At 46.5% G+C, this 21,201-nt stretch carries 30 protein-coding genes; 7 read left to right on the forward strand and 23 right to left on the reverse strand.

Translation table 11 applies throughout. The features are described 5' to 3' along the window. Window positions 1-175 precede the first annotated feature (175 nt). From BLT32_RS04755 to BLT32_RS04785, 7 genes are all read right to left on the reverse strand, one after another. Window positions 176-421, reverse strand: a complete 246-nt coding sequence (locus BLT32_RS04755) for a HigA family addiction module antitoxin (protein WP_053953146.1) — start codon at window positions 419-421, stop codon at window positions 176-178. A 76-nt stretch (window positions 422-497) separates the two neighbouring features. Continuing rightward, on the reverse strand, window positions 498-923 hold the full coding sequence (locus BLT32_RS04760; RefSeq protein WP_053953147.1) for a helix-turn-helix domain-containing protein: 426 nt from the start codon (window positions 921-923) through the stop codon (window positions 498-500). Window positions 924-990: 67 nt separating this feature from the next. Then, on the reverse strand, window positions 991-2,175 hold the full coding sequence (locus BLT32_RS04765) for a GGDEF domain-containing protein (RefSeq protein WP_053953148.1): 1,185 nt from the start codon (window positions 2,173-2,175) through the stop codon (window positions 991-993). 105 nt (window positions 2,176-2,280) lie between these two features. Continuing rightward, window positions 2,281-2,721, reverse strand: coding sequence for a ferritin family protein (locus BLT32_RS04770; RefSeq protein WP_053953149.1), 441 nt, complete (start codon window positions 2,719-2,721; stop codon window positions 2,281-2,283). Between the two features lies 1 nt (window position 2,722). Then, the gene (locus tag BLT32_RS04775) at window positions 2,723-3,622 is read right to left on the reverse strand and encodes a lipid kinase (RefSeq protein ID WP_053953150.1); all 900 of its coding nucleotides are present in this window, start codon (window positions 3,620-3,622) and stop codon (window positions 2,723-2,725) included. A gap of 164 nt (window positions 3,623-3,786) precedes the next feature. After that, entirely contained in the window at window positions 3,787-4,077 is a 291-nt protein-coding gene (locus BLT32_RS04780) for a hypothetical protein (protein ID WP_053953253.1), read from the reverse strand. Between the two features lie 61 nt (window positions 4,078-4,138). After that, window positions 4,139-4,501 carry a DUF6404 family protein gene (locus tag BLT32_RS04785; protein WP_053953151.1) on the reverse strand — a complete coding sequence of 121 codons (363 nt, stop codon included), beginning with the start codon at window positions 4,499-4,501 and terminating at the stop codon, window positions 4,139-4,141. Between the two features lie 240 nt (window positions 4,502-4,741). Between BLT32_RS04785 and BLT32_RS04790 the strand changes: the two genes are divergently transcribed. Then, window positions 4,742-5,026 carry a type II toxin-antitoxin system RelB/DinJ family antitoxin gene (locus BLT32_RS04790; RefSeq protein WP_053953254.1) on the forward strand — a complete coding sequence of 95 codons (285 nt, stop codon included), beginning with the start codon at window positions 4,742-4,744 and terminating at the stop codon, window positions 5,024-5,026. Here the strand turns inward: BLT32_RS04790 and sugE are convergent. From sugE to BLT32_RS04810, 4 genes are all read right to left on the reverse strand, one after another. Beyond that, entirely contained in the window at window positions 5,017-5,334 is a 318-nt protein-coding gene (gene sugE / locus BLT32_RS04795; RefSeq protein WP_053953152.1) for a quaternary ammonium compound efflux SMR transporter SugE, read from the reverse strand. The genes BLT32_RS04790 and sugE overlap by 10 nt on opposite strands. A gap of 32 nt (window positions 5,335-5,366) precedes the next feature. Beyond that, the gene (locus BLT32_RS04800; RefSeq protein ID WP_053953153.1) at window positions 5,367-5,630 is read right to left on the reverse strand and encodes a Txe/YoeB family addiction module toxin; all 264 of its coding nucleotides are present in this window, start codon (window positions 5,628-5,630) and stop codon (window positions 5,367-5,369) included. After that, a complete protein-coding gene (locus tag BLT32_RS04805) occupies window positions 5,623-5,877 on the reverse strand; it encodes a type II toxin-antitoxin system Phd/YefM family antitoxin (protein WP_053953154.1) in 255 nt (84 codons plus the stop codon). The genes BLT32_RS04800 and BLT32_RS04805 overlap by 8 nt, the downstream gene beginning before the upstream one ends. 123 nt (window positions 5,878-6,000) lie before the next feature. Continuing rightward, window positions 6,001-6,390, reverse strand: a complete 390-nt coding sequence (locus BLT32_RS04810) for a GNAT family N-acetyltransferase (RefSeq protein WP_235443959.1) — start codon at window positions 6,388-6,390, stop codon at window positions 6,001-6,003. A 108-nt stretch (window positions 6,391-6,498) separates the two neighbouring features. Between BLT32_RS04810 and BLT32_RS04815 the strand changes: the two genes are divergently transcribed. Both BLT32_RS04815 and BLT32_RS04820 read left to right on the forward strand, forming a co-directional pair. Beyond that, window positions 6,499-6,720, forward strand: coding sequence for a TA system antitoxin ParD family protein (locus BLT32_RS04815; RefSeq protein WP_053953156.1), 222 nt, complete (start codon window positions 6,499-6,501; stop codon window positions 6,718-6,720). Next, a complete protein-coding gene (locus tag BLT32_RS04820) occupies window positions 6,713-7,003 on the forward strand; it encodes a type II toxin-antitoxin system RelE/ParE family toxin (RefSeq protein ID WP_053953157.1) in 291 nt (96 codons plus the stop codon). The genes BLT32_RS04815 and BLT32_RS04820 overlap by 8 nt, the downstream gene beginning before the upstream one ends. Here the strand turns inward: BLT32_RS04820 and BLT32_RS04825 are convergent. The 8 genes from BLT32_RS04825 to BLT32_RS04860 form a co-directional block, all read right to left on the reverse strand. After that, window positions 6,948-7,619, reverse strand: a complete 672-nt coding sequence (locus tag BLT32_RS04825; protein ID WP_074668893.1) for an HAD family hydrolase — start codon at window positions 7,617-7,619, stop codon at window positions 6,948-6,950. The two genes, BLT32_RS04820 and BLT32_RS04825, sit on opposite strands and share 56 nt — an antisense overlap. 63 nt (window positions 7,620-7,682) lie before the next feature. Next, window positions 7,683-8,057, reverse strand: a complete 375-nt coding sequence (locus BLT32_RS04830; protein WP_053953158.1) for a hypothetical protein — start codon at window positions 8,055-8,057, stop codon at window positions 7,683-7,685. Between the two features lie 111 nt (window positions 8,058-8,168). Next, entirely contained in the window at window positions 8,169-8,678 is a 510-nt protein-coding gene (locus BLT32_RS04835) for a hypothetical protein (RefSeq protein ID WP_053953159.1), read from the reverse strand. Between the two features lie 101 nt (window positions 8,679-8,779). Beyond that, window positions 8,780-9,106 (reverse strand): hypothetical protein, encoded by a 327-nt coding sequence (locus BLT32_RS04840; protein ID WP_053953160.1) that lies wholly within the window; start codon window positions 9,104-9,106, stop codon window positions 8,780-8,782. Window positions 9,107-9,139: 33 nt separating this feature from the next. Then, window positions 9,140-9,505, reverse strand: coding sequence for a hypothetical protein (locus tag BLT32_RS04845; RefSeq protein ID WP_053953161.1), 366 nt, complete (start codon window positions 9,503-9,505; stop codon window positions 9,140-9,142). 69 nt (window positions 9,506-9,574) lie between these two features. After that, window positions 9,575-10,030 carry a hypothetical protein gene (locus BLT32_RS04850; RefSeq protein WP_053953162.1) on the reverse strand — a complete coding sequence of 152 codons (456 nt, stop codon included), beginning with the start codon at window positions 10,028-10,030 and terminating at the stop codon, window positions 9,575-9,577. A 71-nt stretch (window positions 10,031-10,101) separates the two neighbouring features. Next, the gene (locus BLT32_RS04855) at window positions 10,102-10,473 is read right to left on the reverse strand and encodes a hypothetical protein (RefSeq protein ID WP_053953163.1); all 372 of its coding nucleotides are present in this window, start codon (window positions 10,471-10,473) and stop codon (window positions 10,102-10,104) included. 56 nt (window positions 10,474-10,529) lie between these two features. After that, entirely contained in the window at window positions 10,530-11,066 is a 537-nt protein-coding gene (locus BLT32_RS04860; protein WP_053953164.1) for a hypothetical protein, read from the reverse strand. Window positions 11,067-11,338: 272 nt separating this feature from the next. Between BLT32_RS04860 and greB the strand changes: the two genes are divergently transcribed. Further along, complete coding sequence (gene greB / locus BLT32_RS04865; protein ID WP_053953165.1) at window positions 11,339-11,818, forward strand: transcription elongation factor GreB; 480 nt, start codon at window positions 11,339-11,341, stop codon at window positions 11,816-11,818. A 63-nt stretch (window positions 11,819-11,881) separates the two neighbouring features. After that, on the forward strand, window positions 11,882-14,209 hold the full coding sequence (locus tag BLT32_RS04870; RefSeq protein WP_053953166.1) for a Tex family protein: 2,328 nt from the start codon (window positions 11,882-11,884) through the stop codon (window positions 14,207-14,209). A 13-nt stretch (window positions 14,210-14,222) separates the two neighbouring features. On the opposite strand, the gene BLT32_RS04875 is transcribed toward BLT32_RS04870, so the two are convergent. The 3 genes from BLT32_RS04875 to BLT32_RS04885 all read right to left on the reverse strand — a co-directional run bounded on the left by BLT32_RS04875 (window position 14,223) and on the right by BLT32_RS04885 (window position 16,659). Then, on the reverse strand, window positions 14,223-15,086 hold the full coding sequence (locus tag BLT32_RS04875) for a putative metalloprotease CJM1_0395 family protein (protein ID WP_235443960.1): 864 nt from the start codon (window positions 15,084-15,086) through the stop codon (window positions 14,223-14,225). Between the two features lie 15 nt (window positions 15,087-15,101). After that, window positions 15,102-15,413 (reverse strand): flagellar basal body rod C-terminal domain-containing protein, encoded by a 312-nt coding sequence (locus tag BLT32_RS04880; RefSeq protein ID WP_053953168.1) that lies wholly within the window; start codon window positions 15,411-15,413, stop codon window positions 15,102-15,104. 106 nt (window positions 15,414-15,519) lie between these two features. Then, complete coding sequence (locus BLT32_RS04885; protein WP_053953169.1) at window positions 15,520-16,659, reverse strand: fatty acid desaturase; 1,140 nt, start codon at window positions 16,657-16,659, stop codon at window positions 15,520-15,522. A 152-nt stretch (window positions 16,660-16,811) separates the two neighbouring features. Between BLT32_RS04885 and fabR the strand changes: the two genes are divergently transcribed. Beyond that, entirely contained in the window at window positions 16,812-17,423 is a 612-nt protein-coding gene (fabR, locus tag BLT32_RS04890) for an HTH-type transcriptional repressor FabR (RefSeq protein ID WP_053953255.1), read from the forward strand. A gap of 32 nt (window positions 17,424-17,455) precedes the next feature. Next, complete coding sequence (locus BLT32_RS04895; protein ID WP_053953170.1) at window positions 17,456-19,474, forward strand: S9 family peptidase; 2,019 nt, start codon at window positions 17,456-17,458, stop codon at window positions 19,472-19,474. Between the two features lie 90 nt (window positions 19,475-19,564). Here the strand turns inward: BLT32_RS04895 and pckA are convergent, their stop codons facing one another. Next, complete coding sequence (pckA, locus tag BLT32_RS04900) at window positions 19,565-21,166, reverse strand: phosphoenolpyruvate carboxykinase (ATP) (RefSeq protein ID WP_053953171.1); 1,602 nt, start codon at window positions 21,164-21,166, stop codon at window positions 19,565-19,567. Between the last annotated feature and the right edge of the window lie 35 nt (window positions 21,167-21,201).

Genomic DNA, 21,201 nt, shown 5'->3' on the forward strand with positions numbered 1-21,201 from the left:
ACTTTATAAAGTAAGTAAAACTCAGTTATTTACATTGTAGCTTATGTGGTAATTACAACAAGAGAATTTATAAGAACAAAACAGAAGGAGGCGAATCAGCGGCCTTTCACCCACTTTCGCTAATGTTCGAAGTCGATTTCCATGGTTTTATATTCTGAAGCTGCTCTTTTAGCTCTTATTTAGCTACGTCAGTGTCATAAGCAACTTGCGCGCGTAGCCAGTATCCATTAGATAAACCAAAAAATCGGCATAACCTCAGATCAGTGTCCGCCGTTATAGAGCGCTTTCCAGCAACAATTTGCCCAATTCTCTGAGCAGGGACATTAATTTCTTTTGCCAGACGATACTGAGAAATGCCCATAGGCTCCAGGAACTCTTCTTTTAATAGCTCCCCAGGCGTTACAGCAGTAATTTTTTGCATGACTACCCCTCAGTGATAATCGACTATTTCGCTAGTTTAAGTTTACGAAATAATCAGAAACATTATACGTTAGGTCTTACAGCCACAACTTCTTACTATCGATCCAACGAATAGAAACAGCATACCAGTAAGCGGAGCCCCAAAATACTAAAAATATGAGCAGGAAAGGATGGAAATACATGCCAACCAAGCCTAAGAACCCAATCACAAAGCAGGCTAGCTCCCACCTTAAAACTGCGCTCCGTTTACGAATACCCCATACGCCCATACGAACCCACAGTGGAGCTTCTTTCCAGGCTTCTGCATCTTTATCAATCACGTCAATCTCCTCGGTTAACTTTGTAATATCAGTTTCAAATACCGAAGAGAGTGAGTTGATGGTTTCCATGCTCGCCGCATGACCAGCTTCAACACGCTGAATAGTTCTAAGACTTAAACCAGACAATGTCGCTAAGTGGTCCTGAGACCATCCTCTTTTTTTACGAAGTGTTTTTATAATCATAATTCTACTCCTCGGTGAGGGGCTAACCTACCGAAATTACTACGCTGTCGGTAACGACAGCAGTACGTCACGATGACGTCACCACCTGATTCCGCCCATCGCGCTTACCTTCATACAGCCTGTTGTCGGCGCGGGTAATGAGTGTGTCGAGGTCGTCTTCTGGGGTAGCAACGGCAACGCCTATAGTCACGCTCAGTTGCAGGTCTTTAAATTCGCCATCTAACGACAACGCTTCGACTCCCTGCTTTAAGCGCTCGGCGACAGCGGTGGCGTCATTAGGGCTGGTGTGTGGTAAGCCAACCACAAACTCTTCTCCACCGAAACGACCAATAATGTCGGTTGGGCGGAGTGAGTGCTGACAAACTTCAGCTATTTTAGTCAATATCACGTCGCCCTGAGTGTGGCCCCAAGTGTCATTAATTTTCTTAAAATGGTCCACGTCTATCATGAACAAACAAAACGGCGTTTCTTCCAGGCGCGAGCGTTGCAATAACGCCTGAGCGCGTTTCATAAAGTAGCTACGGCTATCCACACCGGTGAGGGTGTCACGCTCCGCCACCATACGAAGCTGTGCTTCTAATGACTTGCGGTGTTTTATTTCCTGCAGCAGTTCACGGTTTTGATCGCGTTCCTCATTGAGCAAGGCATACTGTTGACGCTGCAACCGCTCCAGACGTCTCAGTGAGGAGTAGCCGACAATATTGGCCATTGCGAGTAATAGCCCAATGCGAACAGCGCCTTCTGCAGTCACTCCGGCATAGATCATGGCTGTAGCTAAAAAGGTAATACTGACAAACGCGCTCGCCAGCGCTGCTACCGTCAATAAATTCGGAATCAGCAAATAGAACGCGACTATCGCAACGGCAATAGAGGTAACCTGAGTTGAGAGACTCTCAGGACGAAGCGGCACAATAAGAATAATACCTATGGCAAAAATCCAGAGAGGTAGTGCGTGTAACCAAGCTTTGTCAGCATAACCACCGGCTTTGCCAATAATGAATGCTATTGCCACACAAGAACTCACCACCGTAATGCGCATAGCCAACAGTAAATAATACTCTTGGGTTAGCCCTAGAAGGTTGTAGTCGGTAATGCCAAACATGGCGAAAATAGCAGACGCCAGAATTAACGCCAGCCGAGCGTCGGACCGAACGTTTGATTCTATAGAATGCCGATAACTTACTTCTTTTTGGCGGTCACTAAACTGGCCTGTCAGCCAGTGTATGTCATTTTGTTTTTGTTGTTGTGACAAATACTTTTCCTGTTAAAACGGTGTCAATTATTAGCCAACCACCCTGATTTTGACCTTTTCTTCACCGTTTTGCAGTACTTTTTTAACGTTTAATGAACAAAAACACTAACCTTTCAGCGCCTGAACGGTCTTTTTCGTGTTATTGATGTTCTCGGCTAATTCATTAAGCAGCTTTTGATACTCCGCAGATTTTTGTCCCAGCTTAGTGTTCTTTACTGCTGTCTCTAACGCCCCATCTTCCTGCAAGCACTTATCTAAAATCGCGTTTTTCTCATCGACCGAGAACAACTTTGTCAGTTCACCTTGAATAACCTGCATCAACGTTTTGTCGGGGTCGGGTTTGGCCGGCAACTCACCCAGATCTTTTACAACATTTTGAAACGGTTCAATAAAAGACTCCCGCTCATTAGCAATGGCTTCCAGCTTATTTGCTAACTCACCGTCTTCTACCACGTTCGTTATTTCGCGATAGTAGTCCTTGGTCTCAACAATCAGCTTTAGAATTTCGATGCTATCGGCTTGGTCATCTGTGCGTAAAATCGGCATATTATTCCTTGCTCTTCGTTGAATTTGGCATATCGCCCACAATAACCTCTATTGCTTTCGGTATCACCTCAAATTCAGCGGGCGTATCGGTTTTATGTTCACCATCGGCATGAATTTGTTTGGGTTTAGACGTCTTAATACTGACTTTCTTCGCTTTTTTACATACAACGCGCTCCGCCACCCGCAAGTTGCCGTTTCGCAAATTAAACCCCAACAATAACAACTGCCACCACCTCTGCGGCTTCAGACAAAATAAGTTCAGCTGGCCGTCTAGCAGAGTTGAGTCTTCATCCACAATATTGCCGCCACCATAGAAACGACCATTACCCACCGCCAAGTGAATTGCTCTTAAGGATTCCTCGCAGCCGTCAGCCTTTATACTCACCCTGAAGCTTTTATTACGCTTAATAACGCTAATAAAAGCCCCCAAATACGCGAACACACCAAAGTACTTTTTCATGTCTGAGGTAAGCTCGTGCGTAACCTCTACTCCCAAGCCGATATGAGCCACATTCACAAAGTAATGGTCATTCACCTTCGCAAGGTTAATGCGCTCTCGCTTGTTATTAGCAATAACCTGGGCCGCCGGCACTATATCCTGCGGCACACCCAAGGAGCGCGCCAAATCATTCGCTGTGCCCATGGGCAAAATTGCCAGGGTTTGTTGTGTTTTATGCACCGACTCCAGCACTGCGCTAATGGTTCCGTCCCCTCCGGCGACAATAATGACACCATCTTCCCGTTTGTAACTCTCAATACAGGACACCATGTCCGAGGGGCTTTCAGTAACGCACACGTCTACTTCAACGCCAGCGCTCTGAAGCAAATCAGTTGCTTGATCAAGCTCTTCAGAGTGGCCATTGCGGCTTTTCGGGTTCACCACTAACAACGCATGCTGCATTGCTTCAGGTCCTCTTTAACAAGTGCTGATTTTAATATAAGCGGTTTATTGGGGAGCTTCAAAGCGCTGACGGAATATTTACGTTGGAATTTCTGATAGGGAGACCAATACGCATTGAGCATTGTGCCTCTGGGGGCTCTTTTACATTGCTGTGTTACCTAACTTCAGCTGCCTAAAGAGAAAAAGACACCGACAGCAAGCTCCACCCAAACATAAATAAAGCCCAATAAGACAACAATGGCTGCAAGCTGGAATTGTTTTTTGGACAGCTTTCGAGCGAGAAGTATTAGTGAAGAGCCAACCACTAACAATAACGCACCCATTATCACGAAGTCGGCGAGAGCCCACCGAACCTCGTTGCTAAACTGCATGGCAACCAGCGGAATAAATAGAAGGCAGCAAGTAATAAGTAAGACCCAGGCAAATGCGGTTTTTTGTTGCAATGTTTCTCTCATGGTTCTATCCCTTTGATAAGGGCGACGAGAACAACGCTCAGCCACATCATTAGTAGTCTTTTCAACCAGCATTTGTTTCAAGTTCATCCCACGCAGATAAGTTATGCTTCCTGGCTGCGATCTTATAATTAATACCCATAGCAAGCCCGAATACACAACCAACAACTACCACGGTGGTGACGAAATGCGTCAACGGCATATTGAAAGAGTATAGCTGCAAAAACCAGCATAATGGCGCCCAGAAGGCAGTGAAGCCCAAACCCATAAACAGTGTATTTCGGGAGAAGCTGTTGTAATGGAAGGGTCTTACATTTAAGCCCAGCCACCACAAAAGCAGCAAAGCCGGCGGCTTAGAATTAATTTCCGAAATTCCCGCTTCCTTAAGCTCTCTTAGAGCGGCCTCTTTTTGTGCTTCGAACGACATTTTTTGTGACCCTACTTCAGTATTTTATATAGCTAACTCTAAAGTAATTAAATACGCAATAAAACAGCAAGTTATACGATATTGATGACAGAAGACGTTTTTTACTTAGGCTAAAATACAGTCATTAACAGCTCATGGAGGAGTCTTATGGCAAGTAACTCGAATAGCAGCTTTTGCGATTCAAAAGTACCACAGTGTGCTACAATAGATAACAATGCAACACATTATAAGGTACTTATTATGAAAACCGAGATGCTAAGCACGCGAATTGATCATGACACGAAAGTCGCATTCACTAATATTTGTGATGAAGTAGGTTTAAGCCCTTCACAAGCACTTAAGCTGTTTGCCCGAGCAGTCATTAATCACGGAGGAATACCTTTTGAACTAAAAGCGCGCCAGCCAAATGCGGCAACCGTCGCTGCTATCAAAGAGTTAGCTGAGGGTAAAGGTCATAAAAGTCAGTCTGTTGACGAGTTGATTAACGAATTGACTGAGGGCAAAGTCCAAAATGCTCAGCCATGAGCCAACTTAAGACCAACAATACCCGCACAAATTAACCCTAAACTGACCAATTTCAAAACGTCCGCTGACTCACCGAACAAAAACATACCCATAATCGCTGTGCCTACAGCACCAATGCCCACCCAAATAGCGTAGGCAGTGCCGACGGGTAAAATCTTCAGTGCCAAGCCTAATAAGACAAAGCTGCCGACAAGGGCAACGGTGGTGCCAACGGTTGGCCAAAGTTTGGTAAAGCCGTCGGTATACTTAAGGCCGACAGCCCAAGCGACTTCCAAAAGACCGGCGATAAATAGAATGACCCAACTCATGAGTACCTCTGCTTGATCTTTGGAGTAGACTATTAGTAATGATAACGACAGGAAATAATGGTAATTGCGCTATCGTCTGCCGCATAAACCAGCCTGTTAGTGTCATCAATTCGTCGAGACCAGAATCCTGAAAGGTTTTCTTTTAACGGTTCAGGCTTGCCAATACCATCAAATGGCGACCGTTTAGTATCGGCAACTAATCGGTTAATACGTTTAAGGGTCTTTTTATCCTGGGTTTGCCAATATAAGTAGTCTTTCCAGGCTGCATCCGTCCATGACAGCAACCGATTACTCATCTAATAACTCTCGCTGTTTAGCTTTGCCCTCTTTGTATTGAGCAATCGATTTATTCAAGTGCTCAGCATTTGCTGGCGAACGAAGCAAGTGGACGGTTTCCATTAAGCTATTGTAGTAATCCAAAGACATCACCACAGCATCTTCCGAGTCGCGACGGGTAATGACCGTAGTGTCAGCGTCGTTTATTACGCTGTCTAATACAGTTTTTAAGCCGTTTCTGGCTTCAGTAAAAGAGACGATTCTCATGTGTCACCTCAACATGTTCAACTTATTGGACAAGTATAGATGAAGCTTGCTAGATGTACAATATTCTGTGCAGGTAAGTATTGAGGGATAAGATAAATGGGTCTGGTACTCTGCTACTATTTGTTAGCTAAATTTTTCCATAACAAAGTTACGCAGCTTCTGACCTCGAATTTCTATCGTTTGCTCTTTTACGACTTTAAAACCAAATTTCTCATAAAACGGACGAGCCGTAATGCTCACCTCAGAGTAAAACCGGGTAATTCCTTGTAACTCACCCACTCTCAGCACATGTTCCATTAAGTGACGCCCGATACCGTTACCCTGATGCTCATGGTGGCAAAAGAAATGATCAATTAGTCCATCTTCCTGCAGGTCGGTATAGCCGACAACTTCTCCGTCAATTTCCGCAACAAAAGGAGAAATAGCATTCATTTTTCGCTGCCATGCCTCAGGAGAGGCGTCATCCGATGCCCATGCTTCGACTTGCGCTTGCGTGTAGTCACGTGAGTTCACATTGCGAATGGTGTGATAAAAAATTGCCCATAAATCACGCGCTTGTTATAACTGCTATTTTGTGGCAACATGCCACATTTGATGCAAAATGATACAGGAGCTCTAATTATGGCTACAAAGAGCATAAGATTAGACCAAGAACTTGTGGAAAAAGCTACTATTATAGCCAAGGCTTATAACAGAACGCCGCCTAAACAAATTGAGCACTGGGCTAGGATTGGTGAAATTATGGAAGATAACCCAGAGCTACCATATGAGTTTGTGAAACAAGCTATTATTGCGCAAACTGAAAAAGATGCGGGTAAGCTCGAGAGTTACGATTTTGACTAAAGTTAAAACAGTATTACAAACGCCAACTTTTAAGAAGGCCGTTAAAAAGTTAAAGCCTAACCAAAAGAAAGATCTCGACAGTGCAATCAGGGAGCTGATGAGTGATCCATTTATAGGACAGCAGAAAAAGGGGGATTTAAGTTTTTTACGGGTTCACAAATTTAAAATGAATAAGCAGCTCACTTTACTTGGCTATAGTTATGATGACGGAGTTTTTGCTTTAGAACTTATGACTTTGGGCAGCCATGAAAACTTTTATCGTGATGTGAAACGAATTTTCTAAGGTTGTAACGCTCGGTTGTGCGGCAGTGAACGAGCTCTCCCCGATAAAAACTCGTATTGGCTAGGTTTAGCATAGGGTAATCTTCTTCAGAATCTCCATACGCAAAAATTTCGCTATAAAGAGATAAATCGATGCGTTCTTTTATGCGCTCGACCTTTCTCTCGTTACTGCAATCGCCGCTCAGGTAGGCTCCGGTAAATCGACCATTACGCACTTCAAGTTCACTACAAATTAAATCTATCTCGTGATTTCTACACCAAATTTTTAAATAAGGAGAGATAGATGCAGACACAATGACCACGTGATCGCCGTTCTCTTTATGCTCAGCTATTTTCTGCAGCATATCGCTCCGAATCACAGAGGGTAAATATTCAGAAACATAACGTTCAGCACTAGCATCAAGTTGTTTTTCAGAAACGCCCATGAAAGCAACTCGTGATATGAGAGGTCGAACTTTAGGAGCAGAAAGAAGCCTAGCTTTGTGTAAGATGATTGCCGGAGAAAGAAGACAAGCGCCAATAACTAGACGAGCCAATTTCGTCGAGGAAAAGACAAACTTGGTATATGTATCTCGCGTTGTGATTGTTCCATCAAAATCGAAGAGAGCAAGGTTCATTTGTACCTCAACACCGAAAGCGCATACTGTTGCAACTTGTTACGTTTACTACTCACCGCACGCTCAATCACTATCATGACCGAGATCTAAATAAGCGATGAGATACCCATATTCTTTATCCGTAAGCGTCCCTTTTGAGTGATACTGCTTTGCCAGCTCATGGCTCCACGCTCTTCCTTCGGGAGGGGACGGAACCGACAAATCCTTTTCAAGAAGAGCAGCATCTTCGACCGTGTAGCCTCTGGATACTGCCTCTTGAGCGCAATGCGCTAGCACATATTCAACCGCATACTTATCAACACTCGGCTGCCATGTGTATTCCGTTTCGCATGCAACCTTTCGCTCGCCCTCGGCGGTGAAATACTCCAAACGTCCGGATGTGCACGCCGATACGAATAAAGCTAACGCGAAAACGATACAGCTACTTTTAATTTTCACCGGAGTGGTTCCTGTTTATATAACGCCCCAAGAAGGGGTAATTACACGCAAGCTATAATACGGAACGAAGTGACGGGAGCCTGTGTGTAATTGTCCCGCTAACTTGGTTTGTTAGGAAACGGTGGCCTCAACCCTCTTCCTAAGTTCCCGAATAAAGAAGTTTCCACGCTTCCACTGTTTCTCAAGCTCTTCTTCAGAATACTCTTCTTCCAGGACTTTGAGGCCAGCTTTTCGCTTCGACGTGGTTTTCATCCTCTTTGCACCTGACTTTCCGATGCCATCAGGAGAGTGCATCCAAATCGAGTGAGCCAAATCGTTTCTGAGCTTTTCAAATTCATCAAGCTTCGCCAATGCGTACCTAAACTCCTTGAATCTTTCAGAAGAAGAATCGTTGAACTTGAGCATTGAAGATGAAACTAATGCCACTAGTTGGCGATAGGAGAGCTCTGCGGTCAGAATTTGCACCCTTTCATAGTCTAATTTTAGGAGGAGAGCAATGCAGATCTGCAACTCATACTCGATTACGGCCTGTTGCATCATTATGGAAGCATACAGCTCCAAGAATCTCGGTGAGATTGCTGAGGTTATTGCATGCGTAGACCAGTCTGGCTCTTCAATCATTACGATTTCCTAATACCCCAATAAGTGGCAAGTAATACCGAACTAAACTCAGCGACGAAAAACCGCAAGCCAAGCGTTACGCGTCAATCTTGATTGGCTTGTTAGTTTTTGGAGCAATTATAAGTTTCCATATGTACCGTAACATTATGTCCAGGGTTTTCGACATCAGTAGAAGTTATTACAGCTGAATTCGCACCTGAAGCTAAGGCTTCTTCTGCAGCTTTTAAACGAGCGTCATTAATATTATCTGCAGTATACTGGAAAGCGTTATACACATGACCACTCGATACTCCTACAAAGGTGCAATCCTTTGCCATCTCTGAATTAATTAACTTTATAGGCAAGGGTGCAGCTTTAGAGCTAGAGCCACTCGACGCACAGCCATAGAGAGTTGCAACACATACAACAATAGCAATTAACTTTCTCATTACGTTCCCTTATTAACATTTATCGTATTTGGATTACTTCCTACCTGTAGGAAAAGCAATTGGTAAACTAAATTTCAACCTGCTGCTATTACTAAGCTCGTCTGAAGTTTCACCGCCTTTATTTAGCGTAATACCAAGAGCTTTTACACCAATTCCTTCTTCGCCATTATCTTTTTTTGTTGCAGAAACAGCTACATCAAATTTAAGTAGGTGAACAGGTCTACTCGTTTTATCGCTATCGGAGTTTAGATACGTATGACCATATATATCTTCTCTTTTATCAACACTGACAGCCGAAGGGTTAGAGATAACATCTAAATCATAAAGCTCTGTATTGGACTCATCAATAGCTTCCGAAATATCCCTTATTGCTTCTTTAATAAAATCTTTAAGTTCCATGTTTTATCTCTTTTAGTAAATTAACGCCCTTTTAATGGCATCGAACTGTCTTACCTTATTGCTCCTTGTTTAATTTGAAATAATTTGCTCTGCGATATCACTTTCAATAACTCCATTGGATACGCATGTTAATGTGATGTCCTGGCTCACAGTACCTGGTTTATACTCGCCCTTGATGTTTGACCGAACACTAAGCGTTTCTTCATCAACGATGATATTTATTGCTACTTCTGTTTTTGTCCGGTTGTCTTTCAGATAGTCAATTCCCATTGTTGAACCGCAACTAGCCTGCTCTGGGCTTAACTTCCAGTTTTTGTACGAAGTAGATATATAGCCCTCTGTATTGCTGGCCGATTGAATCTGATACCCATCCATCAGCAGAATTTTCTTAGCCTTTTCAATAACAGCCTTTTTATCCGAGTCATGCTGTCCGGAAAAGTGCTGACTGTCAGTCGAAGGCGCTTGATAAGTAGTGGAGCAACCACCTATCAGAACTAGGGAGGCGATTAGAATTGACTTGTTCATTGTTTCTCCTTTTGTCATAACGCCATAAATCATCGATATGCTTTAGCACTGCCGGCATTGATGGTGCGCAGTTAATTGACTTGGATATTGTAAGGGTTTTCACCTTCTGTATACGCAAAGTTAACAACAACTCCGTCTGAAATCAGCACGTCTAGCACTTTTTGAGTTCCGGTCGTTTTCACATCCATCGAGACTATATAACTTTGCGCTTTAGCTTGTCCTTCAGAGTACATATAGAGCCATTTCTCATCAGTGCCGGATAGAACAGTTTTCGAGTACGGCTCACCCAAAAGCTCAATCAGATCGTCACTGGTGGTTTTACCCTTAACAATCTGGGATACGTTTTCACTAGCAAAGTTCTCACCAACTGAATAAGAGGATGTTGCACATCCAGATAACAATAAAACAGTTAATGAAACCATAACGATAAAATCGAGTTTCATGTGATTACCCTTAATATATAACGACAGTAATTTTCACGTTGCCGTGCCTGTACTTGTCATGCACTATGCTTCGCCGCTTTTCGCTTAATTCGTTCAATACGTCCTTCGAAACCGCTTTTCGTTCCGTCACGGAGGCCATACGAGAGAGCTACTTCACATACTTCCACAGCGCGGTCAAAATCATTCTGTTCCGTGAGTAACGTGGCATATTTTTGAAAGGTTGTAACCCTTGGAAGTATTCCGTTTAAGCTTTTAACAAGCGTCGGCTTTATCTCTGGAAACTCTTTAATATGCAGCTCCGATATTTCTGCACAAAACCTTTCCCACTCCTTGTCCTCTTTCCGATGTTTGTATGATTGATCAACGAGTCCCATTAGCAGAAAGTGCCTATCAATAAGATTCGTTTTCTCTGACAAAGCCGCTCGCATCTTTGCTATATCACCGGATGTCCATGCATCGAACACCGCATCAGTCTCTACAAGCTGCTCATCCCGCATTGTGTAGCGCACTTGGTTTTGCTTTGACTCAACCTTTGATTCGAGCACATTATTAGGCGAGCGGCCGAGTAGTATTTCCTTAAGCTTCTTAAACATAATTGAGTATCATTTTATTACCTGCGGACGGGCTAAATGCCGATTAATAAACGGTTAGTGACAAGTATCACCTCTCTGATTTCTACTTCCCACCTGCCCAACACGCTCACAAACTATCCAACCAACATTAAACAAGTTAAAACTAAATTACAATAATCTAAGCAATAGCTCATATTTGAAACTTACATACCCTTACTAATCCGCCATTTCCCTCGAACCCATAACCCAGTAAAATCCCCTAATCATTCAACGCAGGCACAACGAATCAGCGTATGAAAACCAATTTAATTACCCTTGGCGGTTATGAAAAGTTGCAGCAGGAACTCGAGCACCTGTGGCGGGTTGAGCGTCGCGAAACCGTAGAGAAGGTGTCGTGGGCGGCGAGCCTGGGTGACCGGTCAGAGAACGCCGATTACAAATACAATAAACAGAAGCTACGCAAAATTGATGGCCGCATTCGCTACTTAACCAAACGTCTGGAGCAGGTGAAGGTGGTGTATTATTCGCCACAGCAGGACGGTAAGGTGTTTTTTGGCGCGTGGGTGGAAATTGAGGACGAAGACGAGAACGTTCGCGCCTTTCAAATTGTTGGTCCGGATGAGATTTATGATCGCAAAGACGCGGTGTCAATCGATTCTCCCATGGCGCGTGCCCTGCTGAAGAAAGAGGTGGACGACGAGGCCGAGGTTCGTACGCCGCAGGGCACCAAGACCTGGTTTATTAATAAGATAAGTTACCAACAGCCCGCGTAGCCAATTCGTGATAGTATTCGTCCCCATTATTTGTCGTAACGTTTTAAAACCAAGAGATGTACTATGAGCCAGATACCGCAATTACTTGCTAATGAACTGAAGGTCGACGAGCGTCAGATTGCCGCTGTTATCCAGTTGCTGGACGAAGGCTCGACGGTGCCTTTTATTGCCCGTTACCGTAAAGAGGTAACCGGCGGTTTAGACGACACGCAATTGCGTCAGCTGCATCAGCGCCTTAACTACCTGCGCGAGCTGGACGACCGCCGTCAGGTGATACTGAAGTCGATTGACGAGCAAGGTAAGTTAACCGACGAACTGGCTCAAAGCATTAAAACCGCCGACTCGAAAACCGAGCTGGAAGATTTATATCTGCCCTACAAGCCTAAGCGCCGCACCAAAGGCCAAATTGCGATTGAAGCCGGTATTGAGCCGCTGGCAGACCTACTGTGGAAAGACCCAACACAAAACCCGGAGCAAGCGGCCGCTGACTACGTTGACGCCGACAAAGGTTTTGCTGACGCCAAAGCGGTACTAGACGGTGCCCGCGCCATTTTAATGGAGCGCTTTGCCGAACAGGCGGAATTGCTGAAGCGTTTACGTTCACACTTGTGGCAGAACGCGCACTTAACCAGCACCGTTGCGCCGGGCAAAGAAAAAGAAGGCGCTAAGTTCCGCGACTACTTTGAGTTCTCTGAGCTGTTTAAGACCATTCCGTCGCACCGCACATTGGCATTGCTGCGCGGCCGTAACGAAGGCTTTTTGCAACTTTCTATGGACGCCGACCCGGGTAGTGAAGACAAAACCTCCGGCTCGCACTGCGAAGTCATTATTTCCGACTTCCTTAACTTTGACCACAAAGGTCGTGCTGCCGATGACTGGCTGCGCCAGGTGATTCAGTGGACCTGGCGGGTGAAACTGTCGCTGCACATGGAAACTGAACTCATGGCTCGTGTGCGTGAGCGTGCCGAGGAAGCGGCTATTCAGGTATTTGCCAGCAACTTAAAAGACTTGCTGATGGCGGCGCCTGCCGGTGCTAAAACCACTATGGGCCTGGACCCGGGCGTTCGTACCGGTGTTAAGGTTGCGGTCGTGGACGAAACTGGTAAAGCGGTTGCTACTAACACGGTATTCCCGTTCCAGCCGCAAAACCAAATGGACAAAGCCATGCGCACGCTGGCGACTTTGTGCAAACAGTACAAGGTTGAGCTTATCAGCATTGGTAACGGCACTCACTCGCGCGAGACCGATAAAATGGTCGGTGACATGCTGAAGCAGCACAGCGAAATTAAAGCCACCAAGGTTATAGTCAACGAGGCCGGTGCGTCGGTTTACTCGGCTTCTGAATTGGCGGCACAAGAATTTCCGGATATGGACGTGTCACTGCGTGGCGCGGTGTCTATCGCCCGCCGCTTGCAGGATCCGTTGGCCGAGCTGGTTAAAATTGAGCCTAAGTCTATTGGTGTGGGCCAGTATCAGCACGACGTTAGCCAGTCGCAACTCGCACAAAGCCTGGATGCCGTGGTTGAGGACTGTGTAAACGCAGTAGGCGTGGATGCCAACATGGCTTCTGCGGCCTTGCTTCAGCGCGTTTCCGGTTTGTCGAAAACGCTAGCGAAAAACATTGTCGACTACCGAGACGCCAACGGTGCCTTTGCTAACCGTAAACAGTTACTCGATGTGCCACGCATGGGACCGAAAGCCTTTGAACAGGCAGCGGGCTTCCTACGTATTAACAATGGCGAGCAACCGTTAGATGCCTCAGCGGTTCACCCAGAAGCTTATTCAGTGGTAGAGCGGATGGCAAAAGCGAATGATTTGCCGGTACAAGAGCTTATTGGCAACCACTCATTGGTTAAAAGCCTGAACGCTGCCGACTACACCGACGAGCGCTTTGGTCTGCCAACGATCACTGATATTTTGTCTGAGCTTGAAAAACCAGGCCGCGACCCGCGCCCTGAATTCAAAACGGCGGAGTTTAAAGAAGGTGTTGAGAAAGTCAGCGACCTGAAACCCGGCATGTTGCTAGAAGGTGTCGTAACTAACGTTGCGAACTTTGGTGCCTTTGTCGATGTTGGCGTACATCAGGACGGCCTGGTTCACATTTCAGCTTTAGCGGACAAGTTTGTCAGCGACCCGCGTGAAGTGGTTAAAGCCGGCGACATTGTGAAGGTAAAAGTGCTGGAAGTGGACATTGAGCGTAACCGTATTGGTTTAACCATGCGTTTAAATGACGAAGTGTCTGCGAAGCCGGCCGCTAAGACTAAGCCGCAGGGCGGCAGTTCAAATAAAGGCAAGCCTCAGCGTGACCGTGGTCAGCAAAACAAGCCGCCGCAAAATGCCGCTATGGGTAATGCTTTAGCAGACGCTTTCGCAAAAGCGAAACAGAAATAAATAAGAGAAAGGATTAAGCGGTAGCGCTGAATGAGTCCACGGATGGACGAACTTTATTGTCGTAGAAAGAAGCAACCATAGCGCCGCGTTCTGGCGCAGACAGAGTTTTCTTGCCTTGCTCAGCGGGTGCTGCGCTGCCAGAAGAGCCTTTGTCCGAGCCTTCACCTTCTAAGCTTTTCTTAAATGGCGCATTAATACTGATATCAGGATTGCTATTTTCTCCCTCTTCACCAGACTTAATTTGCTGCTGCGCCAACTCAGCACGCGCCTGCGTTGCTTTATTAGTTGCTTCGGCAGCTATGGCTCGGTCAGCGGCAGACGGTTCTGCCGGTGCCATTGCAGCACGACGTACCACCTGCATTTTCTGAATGGTTGCTTGAGGGTCGCCCTGAACCGGACTAACGTCAATCTGAACCTCACCGCCAACGGCATAAGACTTACCATCGGGACCACGTTCGTATTCATAAGAAGGTGAACCGGCATATTGCCCGCCAACAGCCGCATGCGCTTGTTCGTGCACACGCACTTCCTGATCACGACTTTTTAGCTCATCAACTTTTTCGAGCTCCTGCTCGTCGAGCTTTTGGCCATTCGGTTTCTTTTCTTCGGTCGCGTCAGCTTTTTTCTCGCCCTTAGTTTCTTCGGACTCAGAGCCTTTAGCCTCAGCACCTTTTTCACCTTCAGCAGTCTCTTTGCCTTTTTTGGCAGCTTTGCCGTTTGGTGAATAGGTTGAAGCTGCGCTGTCAGTGCTGTTGTTTTGCTTTTCAGTTGCGGTAGGTTCACTAACCAGCGCCTTAGCGGCATTGTCCGTCTGCATCGACTCCATAGGAGGAGCCGATGTAACAGGAATAGCCGGTAGCGCTGTGGTGATATTCATGGCTAGAACATTCAGTTACGCACTAGTATCGATAAGAGTGCCCAACATTTCGTCAGCGGTTTCTACTGTACGAGTATTGGCTTCAAAGTTAGTCTGCCCTTCGTTTAACGAAACCAGCGAGTCAGTTGTACTGGCGGCGTTAACACTTTGCGCCGTTTCAGTCGCTGTTTCGGTAGCTGGCTGACCACCATTTGTATTGGCATTGTCTTGCTGCTGCACGTCGTTACGACCCGCTGCAGATGCAATTTCCTGGCTTGCTTCAGATACTTGCTGGTTTGCACGTTGCATACCCTGCAGGCCTGTATTCATAGCTGCGCCAATTTCCATACTCACCTCTCTTGCGCAAGGAGATCATTGCGCTTACTTCGAAGAACCTACCCTCCAGTATTGATTATATTTTGTTCATTTTCAAGTGCTGAAGGGTTAAATTCTTTTACGCGTGTTGTTGAATTTGGTTCAACAAAGCTTTCCAGTGACGCTTCTGCTCAGCAAGAGATTCACGCATGTCATCGACCTGTTTTTTCAATGCATCAATGTCATGGTTTAAGTGATCTTTTAAGTCCTGAGCTTTAGAGTCCAGCAGCTTTTTACGCGCTTTGTAGTATTCACGTAACTGCGTACCCAGTTGTTCGTAGTGCTCGTGCGCTTTTTCGAACAATGACTCTGGTGCGCTCAGGGCCTTCTGACGAGCCACTTTTAACTGCATTTGCAGCTTCGCACGCTCGACTTGATACGGCGAGCTGCGTTTTAGGTTACGCGCTAAACCGAACCAACTGCTGGCACGAATAAGCCATTTGGTCGGGTCAAACTGCCACCAGCGAATGCCATTGCGATAATCACTCGCAAAAATGTGGTGATAGTTATGATAGCCCTCGCCGAAGGTCATAAACGCCAGTACGCCATTGTCGCGCGCCGTGTTTTTGTCCGTGTAAGGCTGTTTGCCCCAAATATGCGCCAGCGAGTTAATAAAGAACGTGGTGTGGTGGTTAAGCACTAGGCGCAATACACCAATAACCAATAAGCCGGCCCAAACATCGCCCAGCATAAAGCCGGCGGCAATTGGCCAACCGAAGTTCACGAACAGCGTCAGCGGCAGGTAATACTTGTGCTGCCACATAACGATAGGATCTTTCTGTAAGTCTTTGACATTGTCGTAGTCGGAATAACGACTCGCCTGATACTCACGCAGCATCCAGCCAATGTGCGAATACCAAAAACCGCGCTTCGCCGAATACGGGTCTTTGTCGTTGTCATCGACATGTGTGTGGTGCACTCGGTGATCGGACGACCAGTGCAAGGCACTATTTTGCAGCGCCACAGCACCGCCTATTGCGAATAAAAAGCGCAATACCGGGTTAGCGTCGTACGTACGGTGCGCCCATAAACGATGGTAGCCCGCAGTAATGGAAATACCCGCAAAACATGCGGTACCAAACATAACCCACCAAAATTCTGCGCCAATACCGACGGTGAACGCATATAAAGGAACACCAATGGCGGCTATAGCGAAAGTAATGGAGAACACTAGGGTGTTAAGCCAAATAAGAGGGGGTTTTTCAAAATTCTTTTGCATGTATATAACCTAAAACAATCAAAAAAGTCAGGTGACAAAACAGCGTACACCTGTTCGCTGAATGTACGGGTTTTGCTTTCAAATTACAAGCGGAAAATGTGTAAAGACCTGTGTTACTATTCGTTCAATAACAGCGAAGGATGGCAACAAATATGGCTGGGGTTCGAGCAAAACAGAAAGAAAAGACGCGCCGCGCACTGATTAACGCAGCGATGAATCAGCTTAGCGCTGAAGCCGGCTTTTCCAGCTTAAGTTTACGCGAAGTAGCACGCGAGGCAGGTATTGCACCAACGTCTTTTTACCGGCACTTTCGCGACATGGATGAGTTAGGACTCACTCTGGTTGATGAGTGCGGTTTAGCCTTGCGTCAACTACTTCGCCAGGCGCGACAACGCATTGAAACCGGCGGCTCTATTATCCGAGTGTCAGTAGAAACCTTTATGCAATTTGTGGCGGAAAACACGGCAATTTTTCGGCTACTTCTGCAGGAGCGCTCAGGCCGTTCGCGCAGCTTTCGTTTAGCGGTTGTGCGTGAAATTGAGCATTTTAAAGCTGAGCTGGAAGAGTATTTAGTGAATGAGCAGTCGTTTTCTCGTGAATTAGCAGAGCTGCAGTCAGACACTATTGCCAAGATTGTATTCAGTGCCGGGGCTGACTGTTTCGACGTAAACGAAGAAGAACGCGAACGCATTACCGAAACGACTATAGCGCAAGTGCGCCTGGTTGCGCGTGGCGCCGAAGCAACAAAACGATTTATGAAGTAAACCTAAACATTAGAACAACAACGGAGACAACTATGCTTTTACGTGTAGCAGGGGGTATCGCGTTAGCGGCTTGGGCGGTCGATGCCGACGCCCGTGAAATGACGCTAATGGATACCGTAACAACAGAGTCAGTACGTATGGCTGACCTCTCGCCAACGGGCGAATTTACTGCGGTTCTTCGCTCTATTCCACGTGTGCCGTATGAAGACGACGATGGTTACGGACACACTGAGTTAGCGCTTATTAACGCGCAAGGCGAAGCTACGTCTTACCTGAGCAAAGATGACAAGTTCAGCCGCGTTAGCTTTGGCCCCAAAGGAGAGTACCTTTATTTCACCGCTAAAAAAGACGGCGACGACTACCAGGAATTGTACCGCATGCCGGTTAATGGTGGTGGCGTACAGTCGGTGTTTGAATTCGACGGTAATATTGGCAGCTACGATTTAAGCGAAGACGGCACACAGTTAGTGTTCTTGTCCTCTGGCCCTAAAGACAGCGACAAAGAAAAGCTGTCTAAAAAAGGTTTTAAAGCCGAAGTTTATGAAGAAGACTTAACCTACACCCAGGCTTACCACGTAACGCTTGGTGAAGAAGACGCTGAAGCTAAGGCGGTAACGCCGGATGATCAGCAAGTCTACTCAGTAGCATTTCACCCGGACAACGAACAGCTATTAGTTCGCACTGCGCCCACACCGCTTATCGATGACAACTATATGAGCAGCCAGTACCAGCTCATTGGTTTAGGTGGCGAAGTGGCTGCTACTTTTGAGGCTGAAGGCAAGTTGGGTCGTGCTGAGTTTTCACCGGACGGTCGCTACTTAGCCATGATTCGTGCAGCGGACTATAATGACCCGTCTGCCGGCTCTTTGTTTGTTTACGATACTCGCGAACAAGAGCATCGCAACGTATTACCGAACTACGAAGGCTCGGTAAAAGACTTTACCTGGCGTACCGGTGAAGAGCTAGTCTGGCTTGGCCACCGTGGTACAGAGTCAGAAGTTCAGGCGTTAACGCTTAAATTCCTGGAAAGCCGCGTTCTGATTGAACCGGGTGAAGCCATTGTGACCAGCATTGACGGCGAAGCAGGTAAATCTGAATTTGTACTGACTGCACACCGCCCTTCTCACCCAAGCGAAGCTTTTAAGTACGCCAACGGTGGGTTAGAGCGCTTAACAGACTCGAACCCTTGGTTGTCAGAAATTGATATGCCACGTCAGGAAACCATTACCTATGAAGCGCGCGATGGGTTAGAGCTGGAAGGTATTTTGGTTTACCCTAAAGACTACGAAGAAGGCAAAAGCTACCCGACCGTTATGGTCATTCATGGTGGTCCTGAATCGCATTACAGCAATGGCTGGTTAGATCGCTATGCGTCGCCAGTTAAGCATGCAGCATCTAAGGGCTATGCGTTGTTCTTCCCTAACTACCGTGGCAGCACCGGACGTGGCGTTGAGTTCTCAAAGCTTGGCCAAAACGACTACGCGGGTAAAGAATTCGACGACATTGTTGATGCCAAAGAGCACCTAGTGGCCATGGGCATTGCTGATGAGTTTCGCGTTGGTATTACCGGCGGCTCTTACGGTGGTTATGCTTCTGCCTGGGGCGCAACGGCGCAGACTGAGCACTTCGCAGCTAGCGTTATGTTCGTCGGTATTAGCAATAACTTGTCAAAATTCGGCACCACCGATATTCCTAAAGAAATGCACGCCGTTCACGCGCGTAGCTACCCTTGGGACAAGTGGGAATGGTACTTAGAGCGCAGCCCTATTTATCATGCAGAGAAAGCGCGTACGCCAATTCTGATTATGCACGGTAAAGAAGACACGCGTGTACACCCGTCACAGTCGATGGAATTGTATCGTTACCTGAAAACTCACGGTAATGTGCCAGTACGCTTGGTGTTCTACCCGGGCGAAGGTCACGGTAACCGCAAAGTAGCGGCACAGTTGGACTACGGCATGCGTTTCATGCGTTGGATGGATACCTTCTTAATGGAAAAATCAGAAGAGAAGCCTCCGTTCGAACTGCCACACGCAGAACAACTGAAGTAAGTCTTATCGCCCCGTTCAATCGGGGCATTAAAAAACCCCGCAGCACATAGTGTGTTGCGGGGTTTTTAGTATTTAACCTTATACCGTTGGCTAAAGCTTAGGACCAGCTGCCACTAAGGCTTTACCGTTCTCGGTGTCGGTAAACTTCTCGAAATTGGCCACGAAACGTTCCGCTAAGTCTTTCGCACGAACGTCCCACTCGCCGTCTTCTTCATAAGTTTTACGTGGGTCTAAAATGCTGCTGTCTTCAACACCAGCTAACTGAGTTGGCATGGCCAGGTTAAAGTATGGCAGTTCAACAAACTCAGCGTCTTCAATAGAGCCGTCTAAGATAGAGTCGATGATAGCGCGCGTTGCTTTAATAGAGATACGCTTGCCAGTACCGTTCCAACCCGTGTTAACCAGGTAAGCTTCTGCGCCAGCTGCTTCCATACGTTTTACCAATACTTCTGCATACTGGGTTGGGTGCAGGCTTAAGAATGCCGCACCAAAACAGCTTGAGAAAGTCGGTGTTGGCTCAGTCACACCGCGCTCAGTACCCGCCAATTTCGCGGTAAAGCCAGACAAGAAGTGATACTGCGCCTGCTCTTTAGTCAGCTTAGACACTGGAGGTAATACGCCAAACGCGTCAGCCGTCAGGAAAATAACTTTCTTCGCGTGACCCGCTTTAGACACCGGCTTAACAATGTTGTCGATGTGGTAAATAGGGTAAGAAACACGAGTGTTCTCGGTTTTCGAGTTGTCATCAAAGTCGACAACGCCATTTTCATCAACCGCAACGTTTTCTAATAGCGCGTCGCGACGAATCGCGTTGTAAATATCCGGTTCTGCTTCTTTCGACAGGTTGATGGTTTTCGCATAACAGCCGCCTTCAAAGTTGAAGACACCATCGTCGTCCCAACCGTGCTCGTCGTCACCAATCAGTGCGCGTTTAGGGTCAGTCGACAGCGTGGTTTTACCGGTACCCGACAAGCCAAAGAAGATAGCAACGTCACCTTCTTTACCAACGTTTGCTGAACAGTGCATTGACGCAATGCCTTTTAGCGGCAGGAAGTAGTTCATCATTGAGAACATACCTTTCTTCATTTCGCCGCCGTACCAGGTACCGCCAATTAACTGGATTTTCTCAGTTAAGTTAAACGCCACAAAGTTTTCAGAGTTCAGCTCTTGTTCTTGCCACTTAGGGTTAATGCATTTCGCACCGTTCATGACCACGAAGTCTGGCTCGAACGTTTCCAGTTCTTCTTCGCTTGGGCGAATGAACATATTTTTCACGAAATGCGCCTGCCATGCCACTTCAGTAATGAAGCGAACCGCTAAGCGTGTATCTTCGTTAGCACCGCAATAGGTGTCGACGACAAACAAGCGTTTGTTCGACAGCTGCTCAGTTACTAAGCCTTTCAGTTCTTTCCAGGTTTCAGTCGACAGTGGTTTATTGTCGTTTTTACCCTGGTCGGCCCACCAAACAGTGTCTCGTGTGGTGTCGTCGCGAACAATGTATTTGTCTTTTGGTGAACGGCCGGTAAATATTCCGGTATCGACAGCAACCGCTCCTAAATCCGTTACCGTGCCTTTTTCGTAACCCTGCAGGTCATCGCGAGTTTCTTCTTCAAACAGCAGGTCGTAGGACGGGTTGTGGACGATTTCTTCGACATCGGTGATGCCGTAGCGGCTCAGATCCAGATTTGGCATGACGTAAGGCTCCTGAGATTACGGTCTTGTACGTT

This window comes from Idiomarina zobellii, from assembly GCF_900100855.1.
GTDB classification, from domain to species: domain Bacteria; phylum Pseudomonadota; class Gammaproteobacteria; order Enterobacterales; family Alteromonadaceae; genus Idiomarina; species Idiomarina zobellii.

Excerpts from the sequence above, each read along its gene's own strand:
- BLT32_RS04755 (WP_053953146.1), bottom strand. The coding sequence starts at position 421 with ATGCAAAAAATTACTGCTGTAACGCCTGGGGAGCTATTAAAAGAAGAG.
- BLT32_RS04760 (WP_053953147.1), bottom strand. The coding sequence starts at position 923 with ATGATTATAAAAACACTTCGTAAAAAAAGAGGATGGTCTCAGGACCAC.
- BLT32_RS04770 (WP_053953149.1), bottom strand. The coding sequence starts at position 2,721 with ATGCCGATTTTACGCACAGATGACCAAGCCGATAGCATCGAAATTCTA.
- BLT32_RS04775 (WP_053953150.1), bottom strand. The coding sequence starts at position 3,622 with ATGCAGCATGCGTTGTTAGTGGTGAACCCGAAAAGCCGCAATGGCCAC.
- BLT32_RS04780 (WP_053953253.1), bottom strand. The coding sequence starts at position 4,077 with ATGAGAGAAACATTGCAACAAAAAACCGCATTTGCCTGGGTCTTACTT.
- BLT32_RS04785 (WP_053953151.1), bottom strand. The coding sequence starts at position 4,501 with ATGTCGTTCGAAGCACAAAAAGAGGCCGCTCTAAGAGAGCTTAAGGAA.
- BLT32_RS04790 (WP_053953254.1), top strand. The coding sequence starts at position 4,742 with ATGAAAACCGAGATGCTAAGCACGCGAATTGATCATGACACGAAAGTC.
- sugE (WP_053953152.1), bottom strand. The coding sequence starts at position 5,334 with ATGAGTTGGGTCATTCTATTTATCGCCGGTCTTTTGGAAGTCGCTTGG.
- BLT32_RS04800 (WP_053953153.1), bottom strand. The coding sequence starts at position 5,630 with ATGAGTAATCGGTTGCTGTCATGGACGGATGCAGCCTGGAAAGACTAC.
- BLT32_RS04805 (WP_053953154.1), bottom strand. The coding sequence starts at position 5,877 with ATGAGAATCGTCTCTTTTACTGAAGCCAGAAACGGCTTAAAAACTGTA.
- BLT32_RS04815 (WP_053953156.1), top strand. The coding sequence starts at position 6,499 with ATGGCTACAAAGAGCATAAGATTAGACCAAGAACTTGTGGAAAAAGCT.
- BLT32_RS04825 (WP_074668893.1), bottom strand. The coding sequence starts at position 7,619 with ATGAACCTTGCTCTCTTCGATTTTGATGGAACAATCACAACGCGAGAT.
- BLT32_RS04835 (WP_053953159.1), bottom strand. The coding sequence starts at position 8,678 with ATGATTGAAGAGCCAGACTGGTCTACGCATGCAATAACCTCAGCAATC.
- BLT32_RS04840 (WP_053953160.1), bottom strand. The coding sequence starts at position 9,106 with ATGAGAAAGTTAATTGCTATTGTTGTATGTGTTGCAACTCTCTATGGC.
- BLT32_RS04845 (WP_053953161.1), bottom strand. The coding sequence starts at position 9,505 with ATGGAACTTAAAGATTTTATTAAAGAAGCAATAAGGGATATTTCGGAA.
- BLT32_RS04850 (WP_053953162.1), bottom strand. The coding sequence starts at position 10,030 with ATGAACAAGTCAATTCTAATCGCCTCCCTAGTTCTGATAGGTGGTTGC.
- BLT32_RS04855 (WP_053953163.1), bottom strand. The coding sequence starts at position 10,473 with ATGAAACTCGATTTTATCGTTATGGTTTCATTAACTGTTTTATTGTTA.
- BLT32_RS04860 (WP_053953164.1), bottom strand. The coding sequence starts at position 11,066 with ATGTTTAAGAAGCTTAAGGAAATACTACTCGGCCGCTCGCCTAATAAT.
- greB (WP_053953165.1), top strand. The coding sequence starts at position 11,339 with ATGAAAACCAATTTAATTACCCTTGGCGGTTATGAAAAGTTGCAGCAG.
- BLT32_RS04870 (WP_053953166.1), top strand. The coding sequence starts at position 11,882 with ATGAGCCAGATACCGCAATTACTTGCTAATGAACTGAAGGTCGACGAG.
- BLT32_RS04875 (WP_235443960.1), bottom strand. The coding sequence starts at position 15,086 with ATGAATATCACCACAGCGCTACCGGCTATTCCTGTTACATCGGCTCCT.
- BLT32_RS04880 (WP_053953168.1), bottom strand. The coding sequence starts at position 15,413 with ATGGAAATTGGCGCAGCTATGAATACAGGCCTGCAGGGTATGCAACGT.
- BLT32_RS04885 (WP_053953169.1), bottom strand. The coding sequence starts at position 16,659 with ATGCAAAAGAATTTTGAAAAACCCCCTCTTATTTGGCTTAACACCCTA.
- fabR (WP_053953255.1), top strand. The coding sequence starts at position 16,812 with ATGGCTGGGGTTCGAGCAAAACAGAAAGAAAAGACGCGCCGCGCACTG.
- BLT32_RS04895 (WP_053953170.1), top strand. The coding sequence starts at position 17,456 with ATGCTTTTACGTGTAGCAGGGGGTATCGCGTTAGCGGCTTGGGCGGTC.
- pckA (WP_053953171.1), bottom strand. The coding sequence starts at position 21,166 with ATGCCAAATCTGGATCTGAGCCGCTACGGCATCACCGATGTCGAAGAA.